At 47.1% G+C, this 13193-nt stretch carries 12 protein-coding genes; 4 read left to right on the forward strand and 8 right to left on the reverse strand.

The window, feature by feature from the left end:
* Positions 1-8: 8 nt before the first annotated feature.
* The 4 genes from NST47_RS23445 to NST47_RS23460 form a co-directional block, all read right to left on the reverse strand.
* Positions 9-1460 (reverse strand): S41 family peptidase, encoded by a 1452-nt coding sequence (locus NST47_RS23445; protein WP_341157289.1) that lies wholly within the window; start codon positions 1458-1460, stop codon positions 9-11.
* Between the two features lie 66 nt (positions 1461-1526).
* A complete protein-coding gene (gene mutS, locus NST47_RS23450; protein WP_341157290.1) occupies positions 1527-4244 on the reverse strand; it encodes a DNA mismatch repair protein MutS in 2718 nt (905 codons plus the stop codon).
* Positions 4245-4313: 69 nt separating this feature from the next.
* Positions 4314-5750 carry a putative amidoligase domain-containing protein gene (locus tag NST47_RS23455; RefSeq protein WP_341157291.1) on the reverse strand — a complete coding sequence of 479 codons (1437 nt, stop codon included), beginning with the start codon at positions 5748-5750 and terminating at the stop codon, positions 4314-4316.
* A gap of 124 nt (positions 5751-5874) precedes the next feature.
* A complete protein-coding gene (locus NST47_RS23460; RefSeq protein WP_341157292.1) occupies positions 5875-6441 on the reverse strand; it encodes an outer spore coat protein CotE in 567 nt (188 codons plus the stop codon).
* A 463-nt stretch (positions 6442-6904) separates the two neighbouring features.
* On the opposite strand from NST47_RS23460, the gene NST47_RS23465 reads away from it, so the two are divergent.
* The gene (locus NST47_RS23465; protein WP_218638991.1) at positions 6905-7021 is read left to right on the forward strand and encodes a YjcZ family sporulation protein; all 117 of its coding nucleotides are present in this window, start codon (positions 6905-6907) and stop codon (positions 7019-7021) included.
* A gap of 170 nt (positions 7022-7191) precedes the next feature.
* Positions 7192-7338 carry a lmo0937 family membrane protein gene (locus NST47_RS23470; protein ID WP_144026350.1) on the forward strand — a complete coding sequence of 49 codons (147 nt, stop codon included), beginning with the start codon at positions 7192-7194 and terminating at the stop codon, positions 7336-7338.
* A 52-nt stretch (positions 7339-7390) separates the two neighbouring features.
* Here NST47_RS23470 and NST47_RS23475 read toward each other — a convergent pair whose 3' ends face one another.
* The 4 genes from NST47_RS23475 to NST47_RS23490 all read right to left on the reverse strand — a co-directional run bounded on the left by NST47_RS23475 (position 7391) and on the right by NST47_RS23490 (position 11203).
* Positions 7391-8347, reverse strand: coding sequence for an aromatic acid exporter family protein (locus NST47_RS23475; RefSeq protein ID WP_341157293.1), 957 nt, complete (start codon positions 8345-8347; stop codon positions 7391-7393).
* Positions 8348-8527: 180 nt separating this feature from the next.
* Complete coding sequence (locus tag NST47_RS23480; protein WP_341157294.1) at positions 8528-9379, reverse strand: ABC transporter permease; 852 nt, start codon at positions 9377-9379, stop codon at positions 8528-8530.
* Positions 9369-10160, reverse strand: coding sequence for an ABC transporter ATP-binding protein (locus NST47_RS23485; RefSeq protein ID WP_341157295.1), 792 nt, complete (start codon positions 10158-10160; stop codon positions 9369-9371). The genes NST47_RS23480 and NST47_RS23485 overlap by 11 nt, the downstream gene beginning before the upstream one ends.
* Before the next feature lie 29 nt (positions 10161-10189).
* A complete protein-coding gene (locus NST47_RS23490; protein WP_341157296.1) occupies positions 10190-11203 on the reverse strand; it encodes an ABC transporter substrate-binding protein in 1014 nt (337 codons plus the stop codon).
* Between the two features lie 309 nt (positions 11204-11512).
* Between NST47_RS23490 and NST47_RS23495 the strand changes: the two genes are divergently transcribed.
* Together NST47_RS23495 and NST47_RS23500 are read left to right on the forward strand one after the other, a co-directional pair.
* The gene (locus tag NST47_RS23495) at positions 11513-12574 is read left to right on the forward strand and encodes an FUSC family protein (protein ID WP_341157297.1); all 1062 of its coding nucleotides are present in this window, start codon (positions 11513-11515) and stop codon (positions 12572-12574) included.
* An 80-nt stretch (positions 12575-12654) separates the two neighbouring features.
* Entirely contained in the window at positions 12655-13134 is a 480-nt protein-coding gene (locus NST47_RS23500) for a MarR family winged helix-turn-helix transcriptional regulator (protein WP_341157298.1), read from the forward strand.
* Positions 13135-13193 lie beyond the last annotated feature (59 nt).

Below are 13193 nucleotides of genomic sequence, written 5' to 3' on the forward strand. Positions count from 1 at the left end.
CCTAACTCTTACTTCGTGGCGGTCAGGGTGAGCTGCTCACCATCATCCGACCAGCTTAATTGCGGAAAGCTTTCTGCAAATTGATTGACACTCACATAACCGAAGCCATTTTTAAGCAACAATTCACCGGTTGTTGAAGGATAAGACTTGGTAACGCCAAATGCGGATACATCGATAGATTTTAAAGTATCATTCCACGAGATGGTTCCGCCGAGCAATGAACTAAGCACTCTGGAAGGTACATAGACGCTGCCATTCTCACGAATGACATTAAAGCTATCCACCACAGATGTATCGTTAACCGTAACCCCTTTTTTGTTCAAGGCAACTTTGATTTGGGAGATACCGGCTTCATGCAGTGCTGTAATCAGCTGTGGAACCTCGCCTTCGACCTCGATGTCAGGGCTTATGCCAATCTTGTTGACCTTGCGCAGCTTGGGTGTTAAATATTCTTCGATCGTAATTTTCATTGCCCCGCCGCTTGCCATCGGAAAGATCGTCTGCACGCTGCCCTTGCCATAGGTTTTCATCCCGATCACCTTGGTTGCCACATTATAGTCCTGAAGAGCTCCTGTCAGTACCTCTGAGGCACTTGCGCTGTATTCATTGACCAAAATATACAATGGAAAAGGTTGTGTTGTGCCATTACTGAATTTTACGGGCTCATCCACATTGTTTTTATCCTTTGTGTGAATCATAATGCCTTCCTTAACGAACAGCTTGACCATGTTTAACGCCGTATCCAGCAAGCCGCCGGGATTGTCGCGCAGGTCAAGGATCAGGCTGTTAATTCCCTGTGCTTTTAACTCGGCCAGCTGTGCCGCTGTCTCTTCATCCGCATCACCGGAAAATCCGGTTACACTTAAGTAGCCCACACTGGGATCAAATCTTTTGTGTGTTACAGAAGGCAGCTGGATCGTTTGACGCGTCAGCGACAACGGTATGCTTTGCTCTCCCCGTTCAACGGTAACGGATACCTTGGAATTCTCGGGACCTGTAATTTTCTTAATAATATCATCAACATTAATTCCTGTTACCGATTCACCATTAACCGCAGCAATACGGTCTCCCGACTTCATCCCCGCTTTGGAAGCAGGCCCTTCAAATACTTCCGTAACAAACACACCTTCTGGAAGCTCAGTTACACGGATACCAATGCCCACATAGTTGTTTTGCACGGCATTCTCAAAGCTTTTTAATTCTTCTGGTGTAAAATAAACCGTATACGGATCATTAAGAGAGCTTATCATCTCTTTAATAGGCTTGTCTGCCAGATTCTTTTTGATAGGAGCGCTAACGTGATATTTCTCCAATAGCTCCATAACTTCTTTAGTCCGGGCAGCCTCCACATCTGCTTGTCCAGCTCCCCACGCAGCTGAAGCAGTAGGAAGAAGAAGGGATAGCGCGATTGCGATGGAAGTCGTGTGCCGCCAAAAGGCGCGATTGCTGTTATTTTTCATGTAATAAGGCCATCCTCTCATCAAAACAAAGGTTATAAATCTATGAATTTCAAACCTGTAAACATACTATAATTGCTTTTTCAAATCAAATAAAAAGTTCATCGCCATCATAGGTGTCATATTCATTAAATCCGCCGTCTTTAGCTGCTCGATAAGCTGCTCAGTTCGGGCATCCACCTTTTTCTTCGAACGATTCGAGGCTGATGTTTCCTCCTGGAACAAGCTTAGCTGTACAGCCGCAGCGGTTTCATTAATGTGTTCTGACAGTATTGGAGCAGCAGCTGCAGATATTGAATACGTCTGCTTAACTGAAGGTATAGCCTGTACTGGTGTAGCAGCAGTAGAAGCAGAAGCAACAGGAGCAGTTTGATCCGCCAGAAGCTCTGCCCTCTGCTCAAAGGCATGAAGCAGCTCGTAAGAGCGATCGATGATACCGCCCGGCAGACCGGCAATTTGCGCACAATAAATACCGTAGCTCGTACTCGCCGCACCAGGAACCAGCTTACGCAGGAAGGTTACCTGCCGACCGCTTTCCTTGACAGCCATACAGTAGTTGCGCAGCGACTGCAGCGATTCTTCCAGATGAGCCAATTCGTGAAAATGGGTGGACACGAGCGTTTTGCAGCCGATTTGATCATGCAAGTGCTCAATCACCGCCTGAGCAATAGCCATCCCTTCACCGGTCGAGGTTCCACGCCCCAGCTCATCAATAATAACGAGGCTTTTGGAGGTCGCTTTATCGGTCATCACCTGAATGTCCATCATCTCCACCATAAACGTGCTCTGACCGCCAATTAGATCATCGGCTGCGCCAATCCTCGTGAATATCCGGTCAATGATAGGTACAGTTGCGGCTTTGGCTGGCACGAAGCAGCCTATTTGCGCCATCAGGCAAATAATGGCCACTTGGCGCATATACGTGCTTTTCCCCGCCATATTCGGTCCGGTGATCAACAGCATGCTGCCATCATTCGTGTTCAACACCGTGTCGTTCGCGACAAAAAAACCATCCTGCATCACAGCTTCCACTACAGGGTGCCGACCTTCTTCGATATGCAGCTCATAGAACTCGCCAATTTCCGGTCTTGAGTAACGATTAGCCGCACTTACCGCTGCCATTGATTGAAACACATCAACAGCCGCAATCTGCTCGGCAAGCTTCTGCAATCTGGATATATGTACGGATAGCTTGTCCCGCAGCTGCATGAACAGCTCGTATTCCAGATCAACCATCTTTTCCTGCGCTTCGAGAATCAAGCCTTCCTTTTCCTTCAATTCCGGGGTAATGAATCGTTCCGCATTGGCAAGTGTCTGCTTCCGTTCATAACGGCTCGCTTCCAGCGTAGACAAATTCGATTTACTGACCTCGATATAATAGCCAAACACTTTGTTATAACCAATTTTCAAAGATTTAACGCCAGTTCGTTCGCGTTCCTGCTTCTCCAGCGCAGCTATCCACTGCTTGCCATTCGTGCTAGCTTCACGCAGCTGATCCAAATAAGCATGGTAACCCGGCTTAATCATACCGCCGTCGCGAATCGATATCGGGGGTTCATCGCTAATCGCTTCTTCAATCCAGTTCATCACATCCGCGCAAGGATCCATCTGTGCAGCCAGCTTGGCAAGTGTCGTGGAGCCTGACGATTCGCACTCCTGCTTCAAGAGCGGTACCTGCTGCAAGGTCACCTTTAAGGAGCATAAGTCTCTTGCATTGGCGTTTCCGTAAGCAATACGGGCAACGAGCCGCTCCAGATCATACACTTCCTTTAACGATTGCTTAAGTCCATCACGAACGATCAGTTGGTTATACAATCGGTCTACAGCTTCCAGACGCTCATGTATGGCCGCGGCGCTCGTCAGTGGCTTCTCTATCCAACGGCGCAGCAGTCTGCCGCCCATTGCCGTCACTGTCTTGTCGAGCAGCCACAAAAGTGTGCCCTTCTTCGCACGATCACGTACCGTCTCGATCAATTCGAGGTTACGACGGGTAAAAGGGTCCATGATCATATATTGATTCTGTTCATAGACACGAATATGCTTGATATGTCCGAGCGAACGCTTCTGGGTTTCTATGAGATACGCCATCAGCTGTCGAACAACAGCTTCCCCGCCATGCGGTAAGGGGGCTAGCTCAGATTCGGCAAAAAAGGCGCTCAGCGCCAGATGTTCTTGCCCTTGCAGAGGCTCACGCGGCGTTAATACCGTCGAACCTGCCCACGCATTGCCTTGCTCTCCCAACTGCTCCAGCAGGGCAGGAGTCGCCAGCAGCTCCGAGGGATGATACACATTCATTTCGTCCAGAACCAGGGCCAATGTGCCCTCTAACCGGGTAACGAACAGTTCCCCCGTGGATATGTCGCAAGCCGCAAAACCAAAGCTTCCCTCATCCGTTTCTCGGACCGACACGATGTAATTGTTGGTCTCGCTCAGAGACCTTGCATCCATCACCGTACCCGGTGTTACAATGCGGACGACCTCGCGGCGAACTACCCCTTTGGCTTGTGACGGATCCTCAACCTGTTCACAGATCGCAACCTTGTAGCCCTTTTCGATTAATCGGGCGATATAGTTATCTGCCGCATGATGAGGGATTCCGCACATCGGTATGCGTTCCTCGGCTCCCCCTTCCCTGCCGGTCAGCGTTATTTCCAACTCTCTGGAAGCCAGAATCGCATCCTCAAAAAACATTTCATAGAAATCACCTAAACGAAAAAACAAAAAAGCATCCAATACCTCCGCCTTGATGGCCAGATATTGCTCGATCATCGGCGTGTATGTCGCCATGCTGCAACCTCCATGCACGTGTGCATTCATAATGTAGTCTCTATTTTTCCTTATACCTTTCCCATTATATCATGAATGCACGGACGATTCTTCTTTTCTGTGATAAGGACCGATTTGCCATTTCCTGCGAATATCCTGCTGTTCATCCCATGCGTCCATTTTCAGCAGCATAGCTTTAAGTGGTACAAGCCAGCGTTCATACTTGCGGTAAGTAGGAAGACGCACCAGATCGTTCCACAAAGCAGGCAGTAAAGGACGAATCGCCAGCTTATCACCTGTATAATAGGCTTCCTGAACCGATACATCCTGAAGAGGGCGCGACGGCAGCAGGCGATAATGATCGGCTATCAGCTTGGCTAGCGCGAACACACCCTTCGTAACCTTCGGGGAAATGAGCCAGCTTGGGAGTACCCGGTATTCGAAGCCACCGTGACGCTGCTTGCGGTAATCGCCCAGAAAGCCGTATTTGGGTTTTCTTCTGCCTGTTGTAGGGGCTTCAATCAAGGTGAGTGGCAAAGCCAGATAGTTATCCAATGTACGCAGCAGCTCAACGTTCAACCAGACGCCGCTAAAATGGAGATGCCCCCCTAAAGGAAAGCCTTGCACCGGCATCCCGCCTGCCACCCATTCGAGCGTATCGTCCGTTATTCTTCTTGATGCCATTTGCATCGTACGATACAGCTGGTTAGCCAATTGATCGACATCGACGCTCGGTTCGGGACGCAGCTCCGCCAGCGGATAAATTTTGCGGAAGCTCGGCAGTACGATAGCATCACAGCCAACCGGTCCGTCTTTAGTCAAAAATTTGGAAGCAAAGGTAACCTTGCCTCTCATGTCGCGCAGTAAAAATTCCGGGTCGGCACCCAATAAAGCTACCTCTTTGCCTATGTAGGAAGCTTCTAATTCTTCTGCAAACCGGTGGATGGCATCCGCGAACAGCTCCGCAAGGCGCTCCGTCAATTGAGGGGCAGCCTGGATCTCCAGCACGACAAGCTCCCCTCCGGGACGCACCCCGATATGAACGACACCATAGTCGAGACCAAGCGCATAGAGCGCCTTCACAGCCTCACGCTTGGAGCGAACCGCATGGTAAGAAAGAGTTTCTATAGACAATTCCTCAAAGCCCCCCTCCTCTGATTTTGGCAGTGATGGGGGCCGCTGCGTTCCATAAAAAACCGCGGATTGCTTTTGGAAAACACTTAGAGCCTGCAAATGAAATACGGGAATCCTGTACTCATAAGAAAAACGCTGTCCCTCGGACTTCCAATTGCTCTGAATACCATGAAGCTTCAGCAAGGCCGAGGCCTTCTCAGGCTTCGCAGCACGAAGCTGGCTTTTTACCGGTTGCAGAGTCAGCTGCTCCTGTCTTTGAGGCTGAAAGCAGCCCCAATGGATAATACAGGTCGATTCAAGCTGAACCGGCAAACGTGTACCGTTAGGCACCTGCAGCCGATCTAAGAGTAGCGGTAGCGTCGGTTCGTTCGAGTGCAAGAGCCATACACGCATGTTAATTCCCCCAAGCACAAAATTTCTGAAATTAAATTAAATTAAATTCTGAAATTATAACAAAAAGAGGGCTGACGCCCTCTGCCGAAATGAACCTAAGTGTCATATAATAAAAGCAGGAGCATCAGTTCAAATCGTCATCCAGCAGATCCGGATCCAAATCTTCATAATCATCGCTGCCTGTATCATCAAATTCCACATGCTTGTCGTCAAAATCATTGCAGCCGTTCGCGGACACCACTACGCAAACTTTTGTTTCAGCGATCATTTCCACCTTGAATTCACGTTCCACCCGGACAATCACACTATCTCCTCGAGAAGAGATACTGGCTTCCACGCAATTGGGTTCCTGAGTAGCGACAGCCGATACTTCAGCGGTTATCGGCTTGTGGCGCTTATCCAGGAAAGAGAGCCCTACAACCTCCACGTACGAAATCGTTTCTTTGGCAACATCCGTCTTGGTATTTTTATTGTAGGAGTACCAAATATTGATATCGTAAGTACCCACCACCTCGACGTTTTCACCAGATTTCACCGCCTCATACTGGTTGTTGATAATCCATGCACCCAGTATACTTGTCGGAGCATGAGGCGGAGTGACCGTATTGGTGACTTGCGAAAATTTGCGTCCTTTTCCGCAGACAGCTTTGGTATAGATCTCTCTGGTTTGCAAATCTTTATCTATTGACATCTGTTCTACCTCCTCCATTCAATCATTCATTACATTTGTATGCAGGACATGGGCGAATGTTGATAAAATAAGCATAGATAAATCTAGATAGTTATTAAAATTCATATGCTATGCGGATTGAATTTATATTAGGGTCGAACGAATATAGTTGAGAGTTGCCCATTTTCGCTCCATAATCGATCAAAATCGGCTTTGTGAGCTAAAAATTATAACTTTATAACTGAAGCCGGACTGCTTCCGCGAGCCGGCTTTTTTGATACTGGACAACCTGCAATACAATCTGGCAATTGTTCCATGTAAATAGATTCGTCTGCATTGCCTTATCAAACAAAAAACAGACGGCGCACGAAGGCTCTGTCTGTTCATTTAGAATCGGGGAGAAACACCCATTTTATGAACCGTCCAGTCACAAAGACATTGGCATACATATCATACTAAAGGTAAGGCGAAAGGAGGGGTCAATATGGGTGTAGTAGCCGGAGTTGGTGGAAGTTGTGGCGGTTATGGTTTGGGCACTACGACAGGTGTCATACTTGTACTCTTCATTTTATTGGTTATCATTAGCCGCACATTTATCTAATCAAATGGTCGAATCGCCTTCCAGTTAACTGGAAGGCGATTTTTCTTTGCCTGTATTTCATTTGCCTTAATTTCAATAGCTAACCATCCATATGATTTAATCATGGCTAATCTGGTTAAGAATAGACATGAAGTAGCAAGCATCCTGTAATACCGAAAGGAAGTGTCGATATGCTTTGGACCATTTTTGTAGTGATACTTGTCCTGTGGGGCCTTGGCTTTGCATTTGATGTAGCAGGTAACTTAATACATATTTTACTTGTTATTGCCGCCATTTCACTGGTATTCAATCTGATCAGCGGCAGAAAAACCCGTTAGCCAGAAGGCATCATCCATGAAGGAATTCATCTTCGCATGATCCGGCAGCTGCTCATTGAGCGGCTGCTTTTTGTTTCTTCTCCCGCTTTGCTACGGCCAGGAAGGCGTCCAGCTCTACGGCCAACTGCAGCAGAGCGGCCCGCACTTCAAATTCAATACGGGTTACAGGCAAGGGCATTTGACGAAATTCCCCCTGCAGAACACGAAGCTTACTCTCAGACCTGCCCGTGTAATACTCAACCTTGACATCCTCGCTTAATTCGTCAAATACGGACGCTAGCAGCTCACCGTGAGGCAGCGTCTGGTACACCTGTGCCACGTACTCCAGCATCCTGTCAATCGAATCCAGATGCTGTTTGCGCATATAGAAATATACCATCCATAAGGCGTCCTCTTGCAGTAACGAATTCTCTTGATTGCGCCGAGCTATCAACAGTGCATCCTGTACGATATCATGTGCCTCCAAGAGCTCGCTTCCGCTCCAAATGTGTCCGTTATCCCGTAAATGATTGGCTATTTCAGAAAAAATATGAGAAAAACAGCTTTCCAGTCTGGCCCGCAAGTCCGATAATTGTTTATCCGCCTTGGGCATATAAACTATATTGATCAAGGTAGCCGTACCCAGACCTACCAGCAGTAAAGCGATCTCATTAACAATCAGATCGAAGCCGTATCTCTGCTCGTTAAAAATATGAAACATAATAACAGAGCTTGTGACAATGCCTTCTTTTAATTTAAGACGGGAGAGGATCGGATACAAAATAAGCACAAACAGTCCGGCCACCCACACCTCAAATCCCAATAGCCAGAATAAAATAACTGCGACAAAAAGTCCAATGGATGAAGCAATCAACCGTTGGAATGACGTTTGCAGTCCCCTTTTTTTGGTAACATCAATACCGAGGATCGCTAATAAGCCTGCCGCGTTAGGACTATGTAAGCCTAATAAATGAGCCAAATAGATAGCTGCTATGACAGCTGCAGCCGTCTTCATAATTCGAATTCCCATTAGATCCTCCGGTAGTGTTATGAAGTGTGCCGACATCGATAGTGCTGTAACGACAAAAAAGATAAGATTATGAATTATCTTATCTTTAATCTGTCAACGATTCAACCTGTATTAGATCATCCGTATAAACGCTGCACAAGTTCTATCAGCCTCTTCACTCATCTTACTACCTTCTACCTTCTACCTACGCCCCATCAGCTTTCGCTCCAGAAAGGCTACACCTTGATACATAACAGCAGCTGCTATAGCTATCAGGATCACACTCCCGATGACCAGCGTAAAATTAAATACTTGAAACCCATAAATAATTAAATAACCAAGTCCTTCTTTGGAAACAAGAAACTCTCCTACGATCACACCGACCCAGGAAAGTCCGACATTGACTTTTAACGTGGAAAGAATGGTTGGATATGTGGCAGGCAGGATAACCTTCTGAAATATATGTCCGCGTGTCCCCCCGAAGATCTTGACAACCTTGGAGTAATTCGAATCTACCTCTTTAAAGCTGTTAGACACAACAAGAAGTGTAATGATCACGGTCAAGGATAAAGTTGTTGCAATAATGGCGAATTGCCCGGCACCAAAAGCAACAATAAATAGTGGTCCTAATGCTACCTTCGGCAAACTATTAAGCACGACAATATAAGGATCAAGCACACGGGACAAAAAAGGCGACCACCAAATTATCGCTGCAGCCGCTGTGCCAAATAATGTCCCCAGAACAAATCCAATGATCGTTTCCCAAATGGTTACCTGCAGATGGATGAATATAGAGCCGTCCACTGCCTTGCTGTATAGAAGTACCGCTATCCGGCTCGGGTAGCTGAACAATAACGCGTCGATCCATTGCAACCTGCCTGCCAATTCCCACCACACCATGAATACGACCAGAATCAATAATTGCGTGAATCGGGCAATCCAGGTGATTCGCCTTGCATTCTTCCTGAATCGTCCAAGCTCCTGCTCCGCTAATTGAGCTGTGAAGCCTGCTTGTTCAGTTGTACAGAGCTGCTTAACTGCTTCATCCTTCATCTGCAAGATGCACCTCCTTCTCCTCCAGATGCTTCCACAGCTCATGGAACAGCTCATGAAAACCTGATTGCTCACGGGCTGTTAAAGGAAGCGCTTGGCGAATCGCGGTTGGTACCTCAACTTCAGTCCTTATCCGCCCCGGATTTGCCTGCAGCACAATAATCCGATCACTCATGGCGATTGCCTCTGTGATATCATGAGTGACCAATATTACCGTTTTATTCAATGCACCCAGTGTGCTGGCAACCAAATCTTCCAGCTGCAGCTTGGTCTGATAATCAAGTGCCGAGAACGGTTCATCAAGCAGTAATATATCGGGCTCGGTCGCCAAGGTTCGTACCAGCGCCACACGCTGACGCATGCCTCCAGACAACTGATGCGGATAGCTGCCGATAGCACGCGATAAACCCATGTCATCCAGCAGCTGATTTACGATTTCCTTATCCGCGGCAGTGTTCCGACCCATCAATTCAAGACCTATGGACGCATTTTCGTAGATCGTACGCCAAGGAAACAAGTAATCCTGCTGCAGCATATAGCCGACTTTGGAGGTAGGCTGGCTTACAGGCTCACCTGTAACATATACCGTTCCTGCGGTGGGTTTGATAAGCCCGCTGACGAGCGACAGCAGCGTTGTTTTTCCACATCCACTTGGCCCTATCAAGCTGACAAACTCCCCCTGCGCTACATTCAGGTTCATATGCTCCACTGCAAGAAAGGCGCCGCGATTGTTCACATAAACATGGGAGACATCTTGAAGAACTACTGTATCCGGCCGCATATTCCACCCCTCCAAAGTGTATTTTGGGTTCATTTCACCGATTGTTTGGCTTGCTCAGCGAATTGATTATTGACCAACGTCTTATAATCGGCACGCTGCTTCAATTCCCCTGCTGCTTGCATAACATCCTGCAGGTTATTCCATTCCTGCTCGTCGATCAGTCCATCTGTGGCAAAGGAGCCTTGGTCCTTATAACGTTTAACGACACCTTGAATAATCTCACTTTGGGTATCCGGGAAATAGGAGCTGATTGCTTTGGAAATATCGTCCACACTGGCAGAAGCTACCCAATTCTGCGCTTTTTGAATGGCATTGGCGAATTTCTGGATCGTATCCTTGCTTTTGTTGATATAGCTTTGCTTAGCCATAAATGCCGTATAAGGCAGCTTACCGCTTTCCACACCGAAGGATGCAATCACATAACCCTTTCCTTCCTTTTCCAGCATCGTCGCCTGAGGCTCAAACAACTGCACATAATCCCCCGTACCGGATACAAACGCCGATGGAATATTGGCAAAATCGATATTCTGGATCAGATTTAAATCCTGCTTGGGATTAATGCCATACTTCTTCAATGTGAATTCACCAGCCATTTGCGGCATGCCGCCTACACGCTGACCAAGAAACACACTGCCTTTTAGCTGACTCCAATCAAACTTACCCTGCAGGGGCTTGCGTGTAACGAGAAAAGTACCGTCCGTTTGGGTCAGCTGAGAGAAATTAATTACCGGGTCTCCACTTCCCTGCTGCTGGACATAGATCGAAGTTTCAGAGCCGACAAGAGCTACGTCAATACCGCCTGAAAGCAAGGCTGTCATCGTTTTGTCTCCACCCGGAGTTGTCGTAAGCTCCACATCCAGTCCCTGCTCTGCAAAAAAACCTTTGGATATGGCTACATACTGTGGAGCATAAAAGATGGACCTGGTGACTTCACCAATTCTTACCTTCGTTTTCTCTTCCGCTTTTTTCGGTCCGCATGCCGTTATCAGCAAGGATAGTATCAGCGTGACCGTAAGTATGATGCCTAAGCTTTTCTTGTTCATAGGCCAGTCCCTCCATATTCATGCTTCTTTGAATGCTTTATCGTATGCGGCAGCCTATAAAAAGGTTAAAGATATATAAGAAGACTTTATTTTTGCAAATCACGGCCCAACCTGTGTATGATAAGAAAAGCTTCTGATCGAAGCCGATTCGGTGAAGATACATCCGTGTTTTACATGTAGCTTTTCTTGCGAGGTAAGAATCGTTCAGCTTCGCTGAAAACTTATACATTCTTATCTCTTAAGAAAATACATAGAGGATGGAGACTTACAAAGTAAGTTTTCTACGAAAATTTTCAGGAGGGGCTAACCATGTCTTTTGGCGCAAGAGTATTAAAAACAGGGATCGCAGTGACGTTGTCCCTCTACATTAGTATTTGGCTGCACTTTTCACTTCCGGTTATTGCCGCAGTAGCCGCGATATTTGCGATGCAGCCATCTATTTATCGGTCGTGGCGCTATTTTTTGGATCAAATTCAGACCAATACGCTTGGTGCTGCATTAGCCATGCTTGCAGGTACTTTTTTATCGAAGGAACCGATAGCAATTGGACTTGTTTGTATTCTCGTTATTATGATTTGCCTGAAGCTCAAAATGGAAGAAACGATCGGTCTGACTCTGGTCACGGTCATCGCGGTTATGGAGGCGTCTGGTCAGTGGGATTTCGCGCTCAATCGCTTTTTACTCAGCTTGATCGGAATTGGCTCGGCTTTTCTAATCAATATCCTGTTTTTCCCGCCGAATCCGAAGGAACAGATCGTGAAACAAATTCATACCGTATTCGCCAAAATGTCACTGCTGCTGCGGACTGCTGTATCCGATGAAATCAAGGAAAAGGTATTCCGTGATGAGCTGCAGGCGTTGGAGGACTCGTTCAAATCGCTCTCGGCCAAATATAATTTGTTTGAGGAAGAGCTCAAGAAGCTAAAACGCGCCAAATACAGCACTTCACAGCATCTGGTCGTATTCAAACAAATGCTGCTTACGCTGCAAAAGGGCTTGGAAACGCTAGAATCTGTCGAACAGCACTACTTCAGGTCAACACGGACAGCGGAAACAAATCTTTATTTTGATCAACATTTGGAAAAGCTGATTAAATACCATGAGCATGTACTGCTTAAGTTTGAAAATATGCTCAAACCGGAAATTTCCGAAGCCTCCAAAATGGAAGAGGCTAACGACCAGTTTATGGAGACGATGATTGCGAGCTACACCCAGGGTCATAAGGATGTTTTACGACTTTCCATCGTTGCTGCTGGAATGTACGATTACTGTATACAAATCGCCCGACTCGACAAGCTGATCGAACAGTTCAATCGCGGGCAAGATGAAAAAGAGCCGCTCGGCGCACTGTTTTTTTGGATGAAAAAGTAACAAGCTCACTTTTACCTATTGACGCCGCCACGAAATCGTGGCAATAATATAGTTAGCCGACTAAATAAAAGGGGTGACCCATGGATATTTATACGTCCGATTCGCTGCATTTCGTGTTTTCCAAGGTTATGCGGACACATTGGCACAAGATGCATGAGCTGCTGCAGGATCAAGAAGTATACCCCGGCCAGCCTCCGCTGCTGTTTGCCTTGAAACGCAAGGACGGACAAAGTCAGAAGGAGCTGGCTGAACAGCTGCATATACAGCCAGCTACCATCACAGTCATGCTGAACCGCATGGTTAAGACCGGACTGGTTGAACGCAGGCAGGATGCTAAGGATCAGCGGGTTTCGAGAGTGTATCTCACGGAGAAAGGCAAGCTTGCCCATACGGAGGTCAGGGAAACATTCCGCGCCATGGATGCCCAATGCTTTGGCAACTTTTCCGAGGAGGATAAGGTACTGCTTCGCAGATTGATGCTGCAGGTGTACGAGAACCTGGCTACCGATCGGGATACGAATTGTTCAGGGAAACCATCAGCCCCATCCGATGATACTTGAATGGAATCAAGGCATTGCGCAAGTCACTACATGAAGCAGTCTACAATGATTACGAGGAG

Origin of the sequence: Paenibacillus sp. FSL H8-0034, from assembly GCF_038000305.1 — a bacterium.
GTDB lineage: Bacteria > Bacillota > Bacilli > Paenibacillales > NBRC-103111 > Paenibacillus_S.

Excerpts from the sequence above, each read along its gene's own strand:
- NST47_RS23445 (WP_341157289.1), bottom strand. The coding sequence starts at position 1,460 with ATGAAAAATAACAGCAATCGCGCCTTTTGGCGGCACACGACTTCCATC.
- mutS (WP_341157290.1), bottom strand. The coding sequence starts at position 4,244 with ATGGCGACATACACGCCGATGATCGAGCAATATCTGGCCATCAAGGCG.
- NST47_RS23455 (WP_341157291.1), bottom strand. The coding sequence starts at position 5,750 with ATGCGTGTATGGCTCTTGCACTCGAACGAACCGACGCTACCGCTACTC.
- NST47_RS23460 (WP_341157292.1), bottom strand. The coding sequence starts at position 6,441 with ATGTCAATAGATAAAGATTTGCAAACCAGAGAGATCTATACCAAAGCT.
- NST47_RS23465 (WP_218638991.1), top strand. The coding sequence starts at position 6,905 with ATGGGTGTAGTAGCCGGAGTTGGTGGAAGTTGTGGCGGTTATGGTTTG.
- NST47_RS23470 (WP_144026350.1), top strand. The coding sequence starts at position 7,192 with ATGCTTTGGACCATTTTTGTAGTGATACTTGTCCTGTGGGGCCTTGGC.
- NST47_RS23475 (WP_341157293.1), bottom strand. The coding sequence starts at position 8,347 with ATGGGAATTCGAATTATGAAGACGGCTGCAGCTGTCATAGCAGCTATC.
- NST47_RS23480 (WP_341157294.1), bottom strand. The coding sequence starts at position 9,379 with ATGAAGGATGAAGCAGTTAAGCAGCTCTGTACAACTGAACAAGCAGGC.
- NST47_RS23485 (WP_341157295.1), bottom strand. The coding sequence starts at position 10,160 with ATGCGGCCGGATACAGTAGTTCTTCAAGATGTCTCCCATGTTTATGTG.
- NST47_RS23490 (WP_341157296.1), bottom strand. The coding sequence starts at position 11,203 with ATGAACAAGAAAAGCTTAGGCATCATACTTACGGTCACGCTGATACTA.
- NST47_RS23495 (WP_341157297.1), top strand. The coding sequence starts at position 11,513 with ATGTCTTTTGGCGCAAGAGTATTAAAAACAGGGATCGCAGTGACGTTG.
- NST47_RS23500 (WP_341157298.1), top strand. The coding sequence starts at position 12,655 with ATGGATATTTATACGTCCGATTCGCTGCATTTCGTGTTTTCCAAGGTT.